The organism is Blastococcus sp. SYSU DS1021, assembly GCF_054050995.1.
Map to the genome: position 1 here is coordinate 84423 of NZ_JBJHAL010000011.1, position 14947 is coordinate 99369.

Below are 14947 nucleotides of genomic sequence, written 5' to 3' on the forward strand. Positions count from 1 at the left end.
TCGTCGACAGGTCGACACGTCGACGAGGTGACTCAGACCTCCACGTAGCCGCCGCTGCGCCAGTAGACCCCCGCATCGCGGCTGAGCAGGCCCTCGTCGACCAGGTAGCGGCGCAGCGCGGCGACGTCGGGGTGCCAGACCGCCAGCAGCGCGTTCACCTCGCGCTCGGGGTAGCGGACGCCGGGCTCGAACACGCGCACCAGGTGGTCGAGGACCACCAGCCGCTTGCTGCGCTGGGCGGGGATCGATGTCAGCCGGCCGTCGCGGACGAACGCGGTGAGGACGGCGTCGGCAGCGGGGTCGTCCGACAGCGGCTCCGGTGGCGGCGCGGCCTCCGCCGCGGCGCGGGCGGCTGCCCCGAACCGCTCGGTGCGCAGCGCCAGGGAGTGCCCGTCGCGGGCGACGAGCCCTCCGCGGGCCAGCCGCCGGGCGGCGAGCGCGACCTCCTTCAACGACAGCCCCGACGCCGCGGCCACCTCCTCGATGGTCGTGGCGCCCAGCGCCAGCGCGGCCACGACCTTCAGCCGCACCGGGTCGGCGAGCAGCCCCGCGATCGTCGCTGCGTCCACGCACCCGACGGTATCCGTGCATCGGTGCCCGGGTGCGGGGTAGGACCCCGACCATGGTCAGCCCCATCGACATCCAGAAGGCCCTGTCCGGCATGGACTACCCCGCGGGCAAGGACGACATCGTCAAGCACGCCGAGCAGCACGGTGGCGACAAGGATGTCCTCGACGCGCTGAGGAACATCGAGGACCGCGAGTACGAGGGCCCGAGCGGGGTCAGTTCCGCCGTCTTCGACTGACTCCCCGCTAGGTTGGGTGCCCATGACGTCGGGTCGGGGCTTCTCAGAGGACATGCGGCTGGCACACGTGCTGGCCGACCAGGCCGACTCGATCAGCATGGAGCGGTTCAAGGCGCAGGACCTGACGGTCGACACCAAGCCCGACCTGACCCCGGTCACCGACGCCGACCGGGCGGTCGAGGAGATGCTGCGCATCACGCTGAGCCGGGCACGCACCCGCGACGCGGTGCTGGGCGAGGAGTTCGGCACGACCGGCCACGGGTCCCGCCGCTGGGTGCTCGACCCCATCGACGGCACGAAGAACTTCGTCCGCGGCGTGCCGGTGTGGGCCACGCTGATCGCGCTGTTCGACGGCGACGAACCGGTCGTCGGGCTGGTCTCGGCGCCGGCGCTGAACCGGCGGTGGTGGGCGGCGAAGGACGTCGGCGCCTGGACCGGACGCCGGCTGGAGTCGGCCACCCGCTGCCGCGTGTCGGAGGTCGCCCGGCTCGGTGACGCCAGCCTCAGCTACTCCAGCCTCTCGGGCTGGGAGGAGCGGGGGCAGCTCGACGGCTTCCTCGACCTCACCCGCTCGGTGTGGCGCACGCGTGCCTACGGCGATTTCTGGAGCTACGTCCTCCTGGCCGAGGGGGCGGTGGACATCGCCTGCGAGCCGGAGGTCTCGATCTGGGACCTCGCCGCGCTGGACGTGATCGTGCGCGAGGCCGGCGGCCGGTTCACCGACGTCTCCGGCGCTCCGGGCCCGGCCGGCGGGAGCGCCCTGGCGACCAACGGCAAGCTGCACGACGCCGCCCTGGAGCGGCTGGGGGCGGGCGAGACGGTCCACCCGCTGACCTCCGCCCCGCCGGTCCCGCCCTCCTGATCAGCTCCACTGATCAGCACCGCGACGGATCGACCACCGGCCCGGCCTCGCGCACCGGGACGACGTCCACCCCGACACCGCGCGCGGCCAGCAGCGCCGCACCGACGGCCGAGGCGCTGCGCAGGTGCACGACCTGGACCGGGCGCCGCAGGGCGTCGGCGAGCAGCTGCGGCACCGGAGCGGACCGCACCCCGCCACCGGTGAGCACCACCGGGACGTCGTCGTCGGGTGGCTCGAGCAGCCCCGTCGCGGCGGCCACCGCCCCGACGACGCCCTCCACCGCCGCACGCGCCAGGTGCGCCCGGCTGGTTCCCGGGTGCAGCCCGTCCCAGCCGGCGCGGTCCTCCGGTCCGGCGACCCCGCCCCGCTCGCCGGTGAGGAAGGGCCGGAAGACCGCTCCCCCGGCGTCGGGCACCGACGCGGCCGCCGCGAACAGCTCGGCCCAGGACAGGCCCAGGACACCGCACACCCAGGCCCAGGCCGAGCCGCCGTTCTGCAGGGCCGCCATCGCGTACCAGCCGCCCTGCGCGTCGGCGTAGCCGTGCACCAGGGGGTCCACCACCGGACGCGGCGACCAGCCCGGGCGCAGCACCTGCGCACCGGTGCCCAGGTTCACCTGCAGGCCGGTGTCCGTGCCCGCCGCCAGCAGGGCCAGCGGGGTGTCCGCCGCGCCGACGACGACCGGCACCTCCCCGACGGGCAGGGCAGCCGCACCGACCAGCTCCGTGCCGGGGCGGACCATGGGGAGCAGCCGTGCCGGCACCCCGGCGGCAGCGGTCGCGGCACTCGACCACCCGTCCGCCGGGACGTCCCACAGCAGCGTGCCGGAGGCGTCGCTGCGGTCGGTGACCGGCGAGCCGCCGGGCACGAGCGCGGCCCGCAGCGCGTCCTTGGGCAGCAGGACGGCCGCCGCCCGCCCGAGCACCTCCCGCTCGTGCCGGGCCAGCCAGGCGAGCACCGGCCCGGTCATCCCAGGCACGAGCGGGTTGGCCAGCGCGGCCCGGTCGGCCGTGGCGAGCTGCCGCCAGCCGGCCAGCTCGTCGACCGCGCGGGTGTCCGGCCAGAGCACCGCCGGCCGCAGCGGCGCACCGGCGTCGTCCACCAGGACGGTGCCGTGCATCTGACCCGACAGCCCGAGCGCTCGCACCCGGGAACCCCGCAGGACCGGCGAGAGCTCGTCCAGGGCCGCGTCCAGGGCGCCCCGCCACACCGCCACGTCGATCTCGGCCCGGTCCGGCGCCGGCCGGTCGTACGCGTACGGGGACTCGGCCTCGGCCACGACGGCGCCGTCGTCGCGCAGCACGACCACCTTCAGCCCGCTGGTGCCGAGGTCCGCCCCGAGGAAGAGGCCCGTCCTCATCGACTGCCGACGGTTCCCAGCGGGCCGGGGCCCGGCATGTCGGCGGCCGCGCTCACGCGGCCGGCTCCGGGCTGTCCCCGTAGGCGTAGCTGCTGTCCACGTACCGCCCGCCGACCGCAGCGCCCGGCGGCGCGATGGCGTCCAGCCGGGCGAGGTCGTCGTCGTCGAGCTGGACCCCGACGGCGGCGACGTTCTCCTCCAGGTAGCGCCGGCGCTTGGTCCCCGGGATGGGGACGACGTCGTGGCCCTGGGCCAGCACCCACGCCAGCGCCAGCTGACCGGGCGCCACGCCCTTCTCCGCGGCGAGCTCGCGGACGGCGTCCACCAGGCGCAGGTTGGCCGCGAACGCCTCCCCGGTGAAGCGGGGGTGGCCCCGCCGCCAGTCGTCGGCGTCGAAGTCCTCCGGGCCCCTGATCGCCCCGGTGAGGAACCCCCGGCCCAGCGGGCTGAACGGCACGATGCCGATGCCGTGCTCGCGGGCGACCCCCAGCACCTCTTCCTCCAGGTCGCGTGTCCACAGCGACCACTCGCTCTGGAGCGCGGCGATCGGGTGGACGGTGACGGCGCGCCGGATCGACGCCGCACTCGCCTCGGAGAGGCCCAGGTGACGGACCTTCCCCTCGGTCACCAGCCCGGCCATGGCACCGACGGTGTCCTCGATCGGCACCCGTGGGTCGACCCGGTGCTGGTAGTAGAGGTCGATCACCTCGACGCCCAGCCGACGCAGGCTGGCCTCGGCGCAGGCCCGCACGTTCTCCGGCCGGCCGTCGATGGTCATGCCGCCGTCCGGGCGGCGGGACAGCGAGAACTTGGTCGCCAGCTGCACCTCGTCCCGTCGCCCGGCGATCGCCTCGCCCACCAGCTGCTCGTTGTGGCCGCTGCCGTAGACGTCGGAGGTGTCGAGGAAGGTCACGCCCAGCTCGAGGGCCCGGTGGATGGTCGCGATCGACTCGGCGCGGTCGGCCGGGCCGTACATCTGGCTCATCCCCATGCAGCCCAGGCCGACGCTGGAGACGGTCAGGCCGTCGCGGCCGAGCGTGCGGGTACCGACGGCAGGCGGCGTGGCGGCAGGCATGCCCGCATCCTCGTCCGGGCGTCGCGCCGTCCGCCACTGCTCAGGCGGCGTCCCGCACCCACCCCGACCCGGCAGCGGGAGGTCGCGGGCGGGCGGGCCCCAGCCGCGCGGACGGGACCGCGCCGGCGGGGCGGACCGTCCGCACCCGCGCACCGGCGGACCAGCGCCGGCAGGCACGGTCGGCGAGGCGCCACAGCGTGGGCAGCGTGAGGAGCACCAGCGCCCCGGCGGCCCACCCCGCAAGGACATCGCTGACCCAGTGGGTGCCCAGGTAGACCGTGGTGGCGCCGACCGTGACCGCGAGCACCGCCGCGACGACCGCCGCCAGGCGCCGGTGACGCGTGACGAGGTACGCGACGAGCCCCCACATGACGACGGCGTTGGCGGCGTGCCCCGACGGGAACACCATGCCGTCGGTGAAGACCTCGGCGGCCCCGGGCCGGAGCGCGGCCTCCTCGAGCTGCAACGGGCCGAGCCGCCCGAAGGCGATCTTGGCCGCGCCCACCGTGGCGTTGAGCAGCAGCGTCGCGGCAGCCACCACGAGCAGCGGGCGCGGATCGCGGTCCCGGAGGAACCGCACGGCCAGCCAGCCGCCCAGGACCACCAGGCAGACCATCCGCTGCCCGAGCAGGACCCAGTGCGACAGCAGCGGTTCCCACTCCGGCCAGCGGAGCGCGGGCTGCCAGCGGAGGGCCGCGGCATCCATCGCCACCAGGGGCGATCCGGTGCGGACGGCGACCGCCAGGGCGGCGTAGACGGCGACCAGCACCCCCGCCAGCAGGACCTTGCGGTACCGATGACCGGGGCGCGGCGAGGAGGGTGAGGACCCACCGTCGCCCGGGATCCCCACGGGTCGAGGCTAGGCGGGGCGGCCCGACCGCGCCCCGCGAGGACGGGCGACGGCGGGCCGTTCGGCGCGTGCACCCCACGACGCGCGTACCGAGGCACGTCTCCGCGCCCGCGTCCTCACGCACCGTCGCCGGCCGCGGGGAGTTTCCGGGTGCGGGCCGGGGGTAGCCGGGCAGGGCGTCCGGGTGCTCCCACCGCGCTGCACCGGCGCCGGGGCCGCCGCCCGGGCCCGCGCGACGTCACCCGCGCGACCACCGCCGGACGAACGTCCGAGGACGGACCGACCGAACCGGAGGATCCCATGAGCTCCCACCGCAGCCGGCCCGGCCTGCGCCGCACCGCCCGCGCCCTCGGCCTGGCCAGCACCGGCCTGGGCGTGGTGATGCTGCGCGACCCCGACGGCGTCGCCCGGCTCTCCGGGGTCGACGACTCCGCCACCGCCCGGTCGCTGATCCCCGCCGTGGGGGCCCGCGAGCTGGTGCACGCCGTCGGGTTGCTGGCCGGCCGGCCAGGCTGGGCCTGGACCCGCGTGGCCGGCGACGCGATGGACCTCACCGCTCTGGGCATCGCCCTGTCGCACCGCGAGGGCGACCGCCACCGGCGGCTCCGCAACGCCACGATCGCCGTCGCCGGGCTGGCCGCGCTCGACCTGCTCACGGCGGTGCGGTCGGCGCGGCAGGGCGGCCGCAGCGCCGCGCGGGAGCTGCTGCCCGCCTCCCCGCCCTGGACGAGCGCGATCGACGTCTCGGCGGCCGCCACGGTGAACAAGCCGCCGCAGGAGGTCTACGCCCGCTGGCACGACTTCTCCCGGCTGCCGGAGTTCATGGCCCACGTGCGCGAGGTCCGCCCCGCCGGCATCGGGCGCTGGCACTGGGTCGCCGAGGCACCGGGCCGGCGCACCGTGGCGTGGGACGCCGAGGTGGTCGAGGAGTCCCCGGGCGAGCGGATCCGCTGGCGGTCGCTGCCCGGGGCCGACATCGAGAACGCCGGCGTGGTCGAGTTCCGCCCCGCCCCCGGCGGCCAGGGCACCGAGGTGCGGGTCCGGCTGGCCTACGCGCAGCCGGCCGGGAAGCTGGGCAAGGCGGTCGCGAAGCTCTTCGGCGAGGCCCCCGACCAGCAGATCCGCGACGACCTCGCCCGCTTCAAGCAGATCCTCGAGACCGGGCAGGTGGTCCGCTCCGAGGGCACGCCCGAGGGCCCGCTGGCCCGCCGGATGGCCAAGCAGCAGCCCGCCGCACCCCGCTCCTGATCCCGCCCCGTCTCCGGAAGGACACCCCCGTGCGCGCCACCCAGTGGATGGGCAAGAACCACGTCGAGGTCAACGAGGTCCCCGACCCGCAGCTCCTCAACGACCGGGACGCGATCGTGAAGGTCACCTCGACCGCCATCTGCGGCTCCGACCTGCACCTCTACGACGGCTTCATCCCGACGATGAAGAAGGGTGACATCCTCGGCCACGAGTTCATGGGCGAGATCGTCGAGGTCGGCAAGGGCGTGTCGAACCTCCGGGTCGGCGACCGGGTCGTCGTCCCGTTCCCCATCGCCTGCGGAGCCTGCAACGCCTGCGAGCGCGGGCTCTTCTCCGTCTGCGAGAACTCGAACCCGAACGCCGGGATGGCCGAGAAGCTGTGGGGCCACTCCCCCTGCGGGATCTTCGGCTACTCCCACCTGGTCGGCGGGTACCCCGGCGGCCAGGCCGAGTACGCCCGCGTGCCGTTCGCCGACGTCGGTCCGCTGAAGGTCGAGGACGACCTGACCGACGAGCAGGTGCTGTTCCTGACCGACATCTTCCCGACCGGCTACATGGGCGCGGAGATGTGCGACATCTCCGGCGGCGACGTCGTCGCGGTATGGGGCGCCGGGCCGGTCGGGTTGTTCGCGGTCGCGAGCGCGAAGATGCTCGGGGCCGAGCGGATCATCGCCATCGACCGGTTCGACTACCGGCTGGCGAAGGCGCGGGAGGCGGGCGCCACCGATGTCCTCAACTACGAGGAGGTCGACGTCCTCGACGCGCTCAACGAGCTCACCGCGGGCCGCGGACCCGACGGGTGCATCGACGCCGCCGGGCTGGAGGCCACCCACCCGACCGCCGTGGTGGACGCCTACGACCGGGCCAAGACCGCGGTCATGGCCGAGACCGAACGGCCGCACGCGCTGCGCGAGGCGATCATGGCCTGCCGCAACGGCGGCACCGTCTCGATCATCGGCGTCTACGGCGGGCTCATGGACAAGTTCCCGGTCGGCTCGCTGATGAACCGGTCGCTGACCGTGCGGACCGGCCAGGCGCACGTCCACCGCTACCTGAAGCCGCTCTACGAGAAGATCCGCGACGGCGAGATCGACCCGACGTTCCTGATCTCCCACACGCTGCCGCTGGAGCAGGCGCCGCAGGGCTACCGGATGTTCCGGGACAAGGAGGACGACTGCACCAAGGTCGTCCTCAAGCCCTGACCGTCCATCTGCTGAGATGATCACGACCGGGCACGGCGACGGAGCCGCGCCCTGGTGGAAGGAGGGCGCCACCGTGCAGTACGCCGAGTCCGTCGTCGACCTGGTCGGCAACACCCCGCTGGTCAAGCTGTCGTCGGTGACCCGCCACCTGGGACCCGACGCGCCGCTGGTGCTGGCCAAGGTCGAGTACCTCAACCCCGGCGGCTCGGTGAAAGACCGGATCGCCGTGCGCATGGTCGACGCGGCGGAGGCCGACGGCCTGCTGAAGCCGGGCGGGACGATCGTCGAGCCGACCAGCGGCAACACCGGCATCGGCCTGGCCCTGGTCGCCCAGCAGCGGGGCTACCGCTGCATCTTCGTCTGCCCCGACAAGGTCGGGCAGGAGAAGATCAACGTGCTCAAGGCCTACGGCGCCGAGGTGGTCGTCTGCCCGACCGCCGTGGACCCGGCCGACCCGCGGTCGTACTACTCGGTCTCCGACCGGCTCAGCCGGGAGACCCCCGGCGCGTGGAAGCCCGACCAGTACTCCAACCCCAACAACCCGCGCTCGCACTACGAGACGACCGGCCCGGAGATCTGGGCGCAGACCGAGGGCCGGATCACCCACTTCGTCACCGGCGCGGGGACCGGCGGGACGATCAGCGGCGTCGGCCGCTACCTCAAGGAGGCCTCCGGCGGCCGGGTGCAGATCATCGGCGCCGACCCCGAGGGCTCGGTGTACTCCGGCGGCACCGGCCGCCCCTACCTCGTCGAGGGCGTCGGCGAGGACTTCTGGCCGACGACCTACGACCCGGCCGTCGCCGACGAGATCGTCGCGGTCTCCGACGGCGACTCCTTCGCCATGACCCGCCGACTGGCCCGCGAGGAGGGGCTGCTGGTCGGCGGCTCCTGCGGGATGGCGGTGGTGGCGGCGCTGCGCGTGGCCGAGCGCCTGACGAAGGACGACGTCCTGGTCGTGCTGCTGCCCGACGGCGGCCGCGGCTACCTGAACAAGATCTTCAACGACGCGTGGATGGCCGACTACGGCTTCGTCGAGGCCACCGGCGGCGAGACCGTCGGCGAGCTGCTGCACACCAAGTCCGGCGAGACGCCGACCCTGGTGCACACCCACCCGAACGAGACCGTGCGCGACGCCATCGACATCCTCCGCGAGTACGGGGTCAGCCAGCTGCCGGTGGTCCGGGCGGAGCCACCGGTCACCGCCGGGGAGGTCGTCGGCTCGATCGACGAGAAGACGCTGCTGGACGCGCTCTTCGCCGGCCGGGCCTCGCTCGCCGACCGGGTGGAGAAGCACATGTCGCCCCCGCTGCCGATCGTCGGCTCCGGGGAGGCGGTCAGCGCCGCCGTCGCCCAGCTCGGCTCGGCGGACGCGCTGCTGGTGCACGTCGACGGCAAACCGGCCGGTGTGGTCACCCGGCAGGACGTGCTCGGGCACCTGGCCGGCATCACGCCTACGGTCGGCGCATGAGCGAGCTCCCGGGCTTCAACACCCGCGCCATCCACGCCGGGCAGGACCCCGACCCGGCCACCGGCGCGGTCATCCCCCCGCTGCACCTCACCACCACCTACAAGCAGGACGGCGTCGGCGGGCTGCGCGGCGGCTACGAGTACAGCCGCAGCGGCAACCCGACCCGCGACACGCTGCACGCCGCACTGGCCGCGCTGGAGGAGGGCACGACGGCGCTGGCGTTCGCGTCGGGGCTCGCCGCCGAGGACACCCTGCTGCGCACCACCTGCCGGGCCGGCGACCACGTCGTCCTGGGTGGCGACGCGTACGGCGGCACGTTCCGGCTGATCTCCCGGGTGCTGTCGGAGTGGGGCCTGGAGCACACGCCGGTCGACCTGGCCGACGCCGACGCGCTGCGGGCAGCGATCCGCCCGACCACGCGGGTCGTCTGGTGCGAGACGCCCAGCAACCCGCTGCTCAACATCACCGACATCGAGGCGACGGCGACGGTCGCGCACGAGGCCGGCGCGCTGCTCGTCGTCGACAACACCTTCGCCTCGCCCTACCTGCAGCGGCCGCTGACGCTCGGTGCCGACGTCGTCGTGCACTCGACGACGAAGTACCTGGGCGGCCACTCCGACGTCGTCGGGGGCGCGCTCATCACCCGGGACTCCGCGCTCGGCGAGAAGCTGGCCTACAACCACAACGCGATGGGTGCGGTCGCCGGCCCGTTCGACTCGTGGATGGTGCTCCGGAGCCTCAAGACGCTCGGCGTCCGGATGGACCGGCACTGCGCCAACGCCGCCCGGATCGCGGAGTTCCTCGCCGGCCGGCCCGAGGTCACCTCCGTGCTCTACCCGGGCCTGCCAAACCACCCGGGCCACGAGATCGCAGCGAAGCAGATGTCCGGCTTCGGCGGGATGATCTCGTTCCGGCTCCGCGACGGCGAGGACGCGGCGCTGACGGTGTGCGAGCGGACGAAGCTCTTCACGCTGGCGGAGTCGCTCGGCGGGGTCGAGTCGCTGATCGAGCACCCGGGCCGGATGACCCACGCCAGCGCCGCCGGCTCGCCGCTGGAGGTGCCCGCCGACCTGGTCCGGCTGTCCGTCGGAATCGAGGACGTGGACGACCTGCTCGCCGACCTCGAGCAGGCCATGACCTCGTGATCCTCCGGATCACACCGCGGCCACGTGCCGTCCCCCGCTCGCGCTGAGCCGCTGCGTCGTTCCTCGCGGGAGCCTCCGGCCCCCACTCGTCACGACCGGCACTCACCTCGGGAGGGTCAGGATCCTGGGCCCGTCCTCGGTGACGGCGACCGTGTGCTCGACGTGCGCGGCGCGGCTGCCGTCGGCGCTGCGCAGGGTCCAGCCGTCGGCGTCCACCCGGTAGTCGTCGCTGCCGCCGGCGAGGAACCACGGCTCGATGGCGATCACCAGCCCGGGACGCAGCGGCACCCCCCGCCCGGCGCGGCCCTCGTTGGGCACGGACGGCGCCTCGTGCATGCTCCGGCCGACCCCGTGGCCGCCCTGGTCGGTGTTGATCCCGCAGCCGCCGGCCCGGCCGACGGCGCCGATGGCGGCGGAGATGTCGCCGACCCGGTTGCCGACGACGGCCGCCGCGATGCCCGCGGCGAGCGCGCGCTCGGTGGTTGCCACGAGCTCGAGGTCCTCGGGCCGCGGGGTGCCCACCGGGAAGGTGATGGCCGCGTCCCCGACCCAACCGTCCAGGACGGCGCCGGCGTCCACGCTCAACAGGTCGCCGTCCTCCAGCACCTGCGGTGTCGGGATCCCGTGCAGGGCCACGTCGTTCACCGACAGGCAGACGACGCCGGGGAACGGCGGGGTGGTGGACAGCGGCGCGTAGCCGAGGAACGGCGAAGTGGCGCCGGCGTCGGCCAGGACGTCGCGGGCGACGGCGTCCAGCTGGCTCAGCCGCACGCCCGGCGCGGCGAGCGCCCGCACCGCCGCGTGCATGTCGGCGACGACCGCGCCGGCGGCCCGCATGGCATCCAGCTCACCGGGGGTGCGCAGCTCGATCAACGGTTCTCCTCGTGCGGGTCGGCCGTGAGCACCGTCGTGTAGTGCTCGACGACGGGGAACGGGTCGTAGAAGGGGTGCAGCAGTGCCCGCCACTCCTGGTAGGCCGGCGAGCCGCGGAACCCCTCGGTGTGGTCCTCGAGACGGTCCCACTCCACCAGCAGCAGGTAGCCGGTACCCCGTTCCAGGCAGCGGGACAGCCGCAACCCGCGGAAGCCAGGGATCGACGCGATGAGGTGCCGGGCCCGCGCGAACGCGGCCTCGAACGCCGCCTGCTCGCCGTCCCGGACGGTCAACGGTGCATGTTCGAGGACCACGGCGGCACGGTACGGGAGGCAGGTGCTCCCCCCTCGCGTCAGCGTCGTCATCGCCACCCGGGACCGCCGCGAGTCGCTGCTGCGGTCGCTCGGCCGGCTGGACCGCGACGGGGTGCCGGTCGTGGTCGTGGACAACGCGTCGACCGACGGCACGGCGCAGGCGGTGCGCGAGCTGCACCCCGCCGTGCAGGTGGTCGAGCTGCCCGTGAACCGCGGGGCGGTGGCGCGCACCACCGGCGTCGAGCGGGTCGCCACGCCCTACGTCGCGTTCGCCGATGACGACTCGTGGTGGGCGCCCGGTGCCCTCGACCGGGCGGCGGACCTGCTGGACGCCCACCCCGGCGTCGCCGTCGTCGCGGCGCAGGTCCGGATGGCCGCCGACGGGTCGGTCGACGCGGTCACGCGCAAGCACCGGGCCGCCGTGCTGGGCACGACGCCGGGCGCCCCCGGCCCCGACGTGCTCAGCTACCCGGCGTTCGCCACCGTGGTCCGCCGCGACGCGTACCTGTCGGTCGGCGGCTTCTCGCCGCTGCTGTTCTTCGGCGGGGAGGAGCACCTGCTGGCGCTCGACCTCGCCGCGGCCGGGTGGCAGCAGGTCTACGCCGACGACGTCGTCGCCTGGCACTACCCCGCCGGGCCGGCCACCGTGTCCGCCGATCGCTGGGCGCTGCAGACGCGCAACGACCTGCTGGTGGACTGGCTGCGCCGGCCGCTCCCGGTGGCGCTGGCCGCCACCGCCCGGCTGGCCCGGCGGGCGGTGACCGAGCCGGCCGCCCGGCGAGCGCTCCTGGGGTGGGTGCGCCGGCTACCGGCCGTGCTGCGCCGACGCCGACCGGTCCCTCCGGCCGTCGAGCGCCGGTTCAGCCGTGCGCAGCGCCCGCTGGACGCCCCAGCTGCGCGCTGAACCACCGCCGCGCCTCCTCGATCCCGGCGGCCCCCCGGAGGCGCGACCGGGTCACCGCGTCGGCGAGGTCACCGGACAGGCAACGGGCGAGCGCCTCGTCCAGGGACTCGGCGGTGACCTCCTCCGCGTCCAGCACCAGCGGCCAGTCCAGTGCCCGCGCCTGCCCGGTCACCTTGGCGCCGCCGGCGATCGGGTCGCAGGCGATGACCGGGCGGTCGTTCTTGAGACCGAGGACCAGGCCGTGCAGCCGCATGCTCACGACGGCGTCCGCACGCCGGAGCAGCGCCTCGACCTGCGCCGGTCGCCGCGGGTGGGGCTTGTCGAAGAGGTCGGTGTCGATGGGGAACCAGGGCAGGGCGCGCGCAGCCAGCCACTCCTCGATCACGCCGCGGACGCGGTCGGCCCGGCTGCGGTCGCCGTACTCGCCCTGCACGGGCGCGAACGCCACCGCCAGCACCGGCGCCTCCGGTGCCGGGCCCTCCACCGCGAGATCGGGCCGGGTGATGTCCGGGGCGTCCCGCTCCCAGACCTCGTCGAACATCGACCGCACGGCGTCGTCGACGACGGAGACGTTGACCGCCAGCCGCCGGGCGGTGGCGAAGGTCGCCGTCAGCTCCCGGAGCGGAGCGAGGTCCCTCCCGACCGGTCCCGTGGTGAAGACCAGGTGCGTGTAGTCCGCCGGGTCGACATCGCGCCAGTGCACGCCCCGCCCCAGGTAGGGCGCCCACGCCACGTCGTGGTCGATGCCCAGCTCGGTCAGCCACCCAGCGACGGCGTCGGCCCCCAGTTCGTCGCCGACGGTGGCGATCACCTCGTCGAAGCTGAACCATCCCGCCACCAGAACACGCACGACGTCCAGCCTCGCAGCCGGACGTCGCCCGGGCATCCGGAGGAAAGGAGATCCTCGCCCCCGTCCCGCGCCTCAGCGGTCGGTGTCGGCCACCAGGTCGGCGTAGTCGGGGTGCCGCTCGATCCAGCCGGCGACGAACGAGCAGCGCGGCACCACGGCACCGCCCCGCGAGCGCACCTCGTCGAGGGCGGCGCGGACGAGGGTGCTGCCCAGCCCGGACTGCCCGGCGTCGGGGTCGATCTCGGTGTGGGTGAACACGAGGGTGTCGCCGCGGCGCTCGTAGGCGGCCACGCCCAGCACGCGGTCGCCGTCGCGGATCTCGAACCGGTCGGACTCGGGGACGTCGGTGACGGTGGTCTCCATGTCAGCGGTCAACCGGCCGCGGTGGCCGGCTGTTCCTCGACCAGCTGCAGGGCGCGGGTCGGGCACTGCCGCACCGCCTCCTCGGCGTCGCGGAGCTCGCCGCCTTCCGGGTGCGGGCGCAGCACCGTCACCGTCCCCTCGTCGCCGACCTCGAAGAGGTCCGGCGCGAGGGCCTCGCAGGCGCCGGCGCCCACGCAGCGCTCCAGGTCTGCCGCCAGCCGGCTCATCAGCTCCCCGCCAGCCGGGCCGGGAGCCGCTTGAGCCCGTTGACGAACGAGGACCGCAGCCGGTCCGGCGGACCGGTGATCTCCAGGTCCGGCAGCTGCTCGAACACCCGGGCGAAGGTGATGGCCAGCTCGCGCCGGGCCAGGTGGGCGCCCAGGCAGAAGTGCGGCCCCTTCGACCCGAAGCCGACGTGCGGGTTGGGGTCGCGCCCCAGGTCGAAGCGGTGCGGCTCGGCGAACACCTCGGGGTCGCGGTTGGCGGCGGCGTAGAAGAGCAGGAACTTGTCACCGGCGGCGAACCGGTAGCCGTTGAGCTCCCCGTCGCGGGTCGCGGTACGGCGCATCCAGGTGATCGGGCTGGTCCAGCGCACGATCTCCTCGACGGCCGTGCGGGTGAGCCCCGGATCGGCGAGCCAGCGGGCCCGCTGGTCCGGGTGCTCCTGCAGCGCCAGCAGCCCCTGCGAGATGGCGTTGCGGGTGGTCTCGTTGCCCGCGACCAGCAGCAGGATGAAGAACGAGGCGATCTCCTGGTGGGTCAGGCGCTCGCCGTCGACGTCGGTGGTGACCAGGGCCGTGGTGAGGTCGTCGGTGGGCCGCGCCACCCGCTCGGCGGCCAGGCGCTCCATGAGCCCGGCCAGTTCGATGCCGGCCATGAGCACCCCGGTGAGCGGGTCCTCCTCGTTCTCCACGAGCTCCGGGTCACCGCCGGAGAGGATGACGTTGGACTTCGCCAGCACCATCGCCCGGTCCGCCTCGGGGATGCCCATCATGTCGCAGATGACCCGCAGCGGGATGGGTGCGGCGAGGTCGGCCACGACGTCGAACGTGCCGTCCCCCGCGGCCGCCTTCCGCCGCACCTCGGCCAGGACGTCGTCGACGATCCCGGCCACGGAGTCCACCACGCGCTCGAGCATCCGCGGGGTGAACGTCTTCGCCACGATCCGGCGGATCTTGGCGTGCCGCGGGTCGTCCATGCTGATCAGCGAGCCGTAGAACTCGTTCAGGTCAGCCGGGATGTCCTGGATGGAGACCGCGCCCTCCCCCGAGCAGAAGACGGCCGGCTGGCAGCTGATCGCCTCCAGGTCGGCGTAGCGGGTGACCGCGTGGTAGCCGGGACCGCTCGGCATGTTCGGGATCTCCGGCTCGGCGAAGAACGCGAACGGTCGCTCGGCCCGGAGCCGGTCGAAGACGGCGTGGCGCTCGGCCGGGGGGCGCAGCCAGAAGTCGCGGTCGGACAGGTCGATGCCGAGGTCGGCGGCGCCCGCCTTGCGCGAGGGCGGCACGGTTCCCGGTGCTGGTGCGGCGTCGACGGACACGAGCGGTCCTCCCTGGGCGGCGGTCGTGCCCCGCACGCTAGAGAGAATCGGGGTGACACACAACACACTGCCGCGGGATGCCACGGGC

General features: G+C 74.5%; 17 protein-coding genes. 7 read left to right on the forward strand and 10 right to left on the reverse strand.

All coding sequences use genetic code 11. From position 1 onward, the window contains the following. Positions 1-32: 32 nt before the first annotated feature. Positions 33-569: a DUF2087 domain-containing protein gene (locus ACI8AP_RS10490; protein WP_456589281.1), complete on the reverse strand. Its 537-nt coding sequence runs from the start codon at positions 567-569 to the stop codon at positions 33-35. A 53-nt stretch (positions 570-622) separates the two neighbouring features. On the opposite strand from ACI8AP_RS10490, the gene ACI8AP_RS10495 reads away from it, so the two are divergent. Further along, positions 623-805 carry a DUF2795 domain-containing protein gene (locus ACI8AP_RS10495; protein WP_456589282.1) on the forward strand — a complete coding sequence of 61 codons (183 nt, stop codon included), beginning with the start codon at positions 623-625 and terminating at the stop codon, positions 803-805. A gap of 22 nt (positions 806-827) precedes the next feature. Then, positions 828-1667, forward strand: coding sequence for a histidinol-phosphatase (gene hisN, locus ACI8AP_RS10500; RefSeq protein ID WP_456589283.1), 840 nt, complete (start codon positions 828-830; stop codon positions 1665-1667). A 13-nt stretch (positions 1668-1680) separates the two neighbouring features. Here the strand turns inward: hisN and ACI8AP_RS10505 are convergent, their stop codons facing one another. Genes ACI8AP_RS10505 through ACI8AP_RS10515 form a run of 3 tightly spaced genes read right to left on the reverse strand, consistent with a single transcriptional unit; the run spans position 1681 to position 4952 of the window. Beyond that, positions 1681-3027: an FGGY family carbohydrate kinase gene (locus tag ACI8AP_RS10505; protein ID WP_456589284.1), complete on the reverse strand. Its 1347-nt coding sequence runs from the start codon at positions 3025-3027 to the stop codon at positions 1681-1683. A gap of 52 nt (positions 3028-3079) precedes the next feature. After that, positions 3080-4102 carry an aldo/keto reductase gene (locus ACI8AP_RS10510; RefSeq protein ID WP_456589285.1) on the reverse strand — a complete coding sequence of 341 codons (1023 nt, stop codon included), beginning with the start codon at positions 4100-4102 and terminating at the stop codon, positions 3080-3082. Positions 4103-4142: 40 nt separating this feature from the next. Next, positions 4143-4952 carry a phosphatase PAP2 family protein gene (locus tag ACI8AP_RS10515; protein WP_456589286.1) on the reverse strand — a complete coding sequence of 270 codons (810 nt, stop codon included), beginning with the start codon at positions 4950-4952 and terminating at the stop codon, positions 4143-4145. A 300-nt stretch (positions 4953-5252) separates the two neighbouring features. Between ACI8AP_RS10515 and ACI8AP_RS10520 the strand changes: the two genes are divergently transcribed. From ACI8AP_RS10520 to ACI8AP_RS10535, 4 genes are read left to right on the forward strand one after another with little or no spacing between them, the layout of a single operon-like run. Beyond that, on the forward strand, positions 5253-6200 hold the full coding sequence (locus tag ACI8AP_RS10520; RefSeq protein ID WP_456589287.1) for an SRPBCC family protein: 948 nt from the start codon (positions 5253-5255) through the stop codon (positions 6198-6200). Positions 6201-6229: 29 nt separating this feature from the next. Further along, positions 6230-7402, forward strand: coding sequence for a zinc-dependent alcohol dehydrogenase (locus ACI8AP_RS10525; protein ID WP_456589288.1), 1173 nt, complete (start codon positions 6230-6232; stop codon positions 7400-7402). 16 nt (positions 7403-7418) lie between these two features. Further along, positions 7419-8870, forward strand: a complete 1452-nt coding sequence (locus tag ACI8AP_RS10530; protein WP_456589289.1) for a cystathionine beta-synthase — start codon at positions 7419-7421, stop codon at positions 8868-8870. Then, positions 8867-10015, forward strand: a complete 1149-nt coding sequence (locus tag ACI8AP_RS10535) for a cystathionine gamma-synthase (protein WP_456589290.1) — start codon at positions 8867-8869, stop codon at positions 10013-10015. Before ACI8AP_RS10530 ends, ACI8AP_RS10535 begins: the two co-directional genes overlap by 4 nt. A gap of 102 nt (positions 10016-10117) precedes the next feature. Here the strand turns inward: ACI8AP_RS10535 and map are convergent, their stop codons facing one another. Beyond that, on the reverse strand, positions 10118-10888 hold the full coding sequence (map, locus tag ACI8AP_RS10540) for a type I methionyl aminopeptidase (RefSeq protein ID WP_456589291.1): 771 nt from the start codon (positions 10886-10888) through the stop codon (positions 10118-10120). Beyond that, a complete protein-coding gene (locus ACI8AP_RS10545) occupies positions 10885-11202 on the reverse strand; it encodes an antibiotic biosynthesis monooxygenase family protein (protein WP_456589292.1) in 318 nt (105 codons plus the stop codon). Before ACI8AP_RS10545 ends, map begins: the two co-directional genes overlap by 4 nt. 22 nt (positions 11203-11224) lie before the next feature. Between ACI8AP_RS10545 and ACI8AP_RS10550 the strand changes: the two genes are divergently transcribed. Continuing rightward, on the forward strand, positions 11225-12106 hold the full coding sequence (locus ACI8AP_RS10550) for a glycosyltransferase family 2 protein (RefSeq protein ID WP_456589293.1): 882 nt from the start codon (positions 11225-11227) through the stop codon (positions 12104-12106). Here ACI8AP_RS10550 and ACI8AP_RS10555 read toward each other — a convergent pair. From ACI8AP_RS10555 to ACI8AP_RS10570, 4 genes are all read right to left on the reverse strand, one after another. Then, positions 12063-12956 carry a polysaccharide pyruvyl transferase family protein gene (locus tag ACI8AP_RS10555; protein WP_456589294.1) on the reverse strand — a complete coding sequence of 298 codons (894 nt, stop codon included), beginning with the start codon at positions 12954-12956 and terminating at the stop codon, positions 12063-12065. The genes ACI8AP_RS10550 and ACI8AP_RS10555 overlap by 44 nt on opposite strands. A gap of 72 nt (positions 12957-13028) precedes the next feature. Further along, positions 13029-13319: a GNAT family N-acetyltransferase gene (locus ACI8AP_RS10560; RefSeq protein WP_456589295.1), complete on the reverse strand. Its 291-nt coding sequence runs from the start codon at positions 13317-13319 to the stop codon at positions 13029-13031. Between the two features lie 8 nt (positions 13320-13327). After that, complete coding sequence (locus ACI8AP_RS10565) at positions 13328-13546, reverse strand: ferredoxin (protein WP_456589296.1); 219 nt, start codon at positions 13544-13546, stop codon at positions 13328-13330. Continuing rightward, on the reverse strand, positions 13546-14859 hold the full coding sequence (locus ACI8AP_RS10570) for a cytochrome P450 (RefSeq protein ID WP_456589297.1): 1314 nt from the start codon (positions 14857-14859) through the stop codon (positions 13546-13548). Before ACI8AP_RS10570 ends, ACI8AP_RS10565 begins: the two co-directional genes overlap by 1 nt. Between the last annotated feature and the right edge of the window lie 88 nt (positions 14860-14947).

Bases quoted from the DNA above. Each gene is read 5' to 3' on its own strand.
- ACI8AP_RS10505 (WP_456589284.1), bottom strand. From the start codon at position 3,027: ATGAGGACGGGCCTCTTCCTCGGGGCGGACCTCGGCACCAGCGGGCTG.
- ACI8AP_RS10535 (WP_456589290.1), top strand. From the start codon at position 8,867: ATGAGCGAGCTCCCGGGCTTCAACACCCGCGCCATCCACGCCGGGCAG.
- ACI8AP_RS10510 (WP_456589285.1), bottom strand. From the start codon at position 4,102: ATGCCTGCCGCCACGCCGCCTGCCGTCGGTACCCGCACGCTCGGCCGC.
- ACI8AP_RS10520 (WP_456589287.1), top strand. From the start codon at position 5,253: ATGAGCTCCCACCGCAGCCGGCCCGGCCTGCGCCGCACCGCCCGCGCC.
- ACI8AP_RS10495 (WP_456589282.1), top strand. From the start codon at position 623: ATGGTCAGCCCCATCGACATCCAGAAGGCCCTGTCCGGCATGGACTAC.
- hisN (WP_456589283.1), top strand. From the start codon at position 828: ATGACGTCGGGTCGGGGCTTCTCAGAGGACATGCGGCTGGCACACGTG.
- ACI8AP_RS10565 (WP_456589296.1), bottom strand. From the start codon at position 13,546: ATGAGCCGGCTGGCGGCAGACCTGGAGCGCTGCGTGGGCGCCGGCGCC.
- ACI8AP_RS10560 (WP_456589295.1), bottom strand. From the start codon at position 13,319: ATGGAGACCACCGTCACCGACGTCCCCGAGTCCGACCGGTTCGAGATC.
- ACI8AP_RS10530 (WP_456589289.1), top strand. From the start codon at position 7,419: ATGATCACGACCGGGCACGGCGACGGAGCCGCGCCCTGGTGGAAGGAG.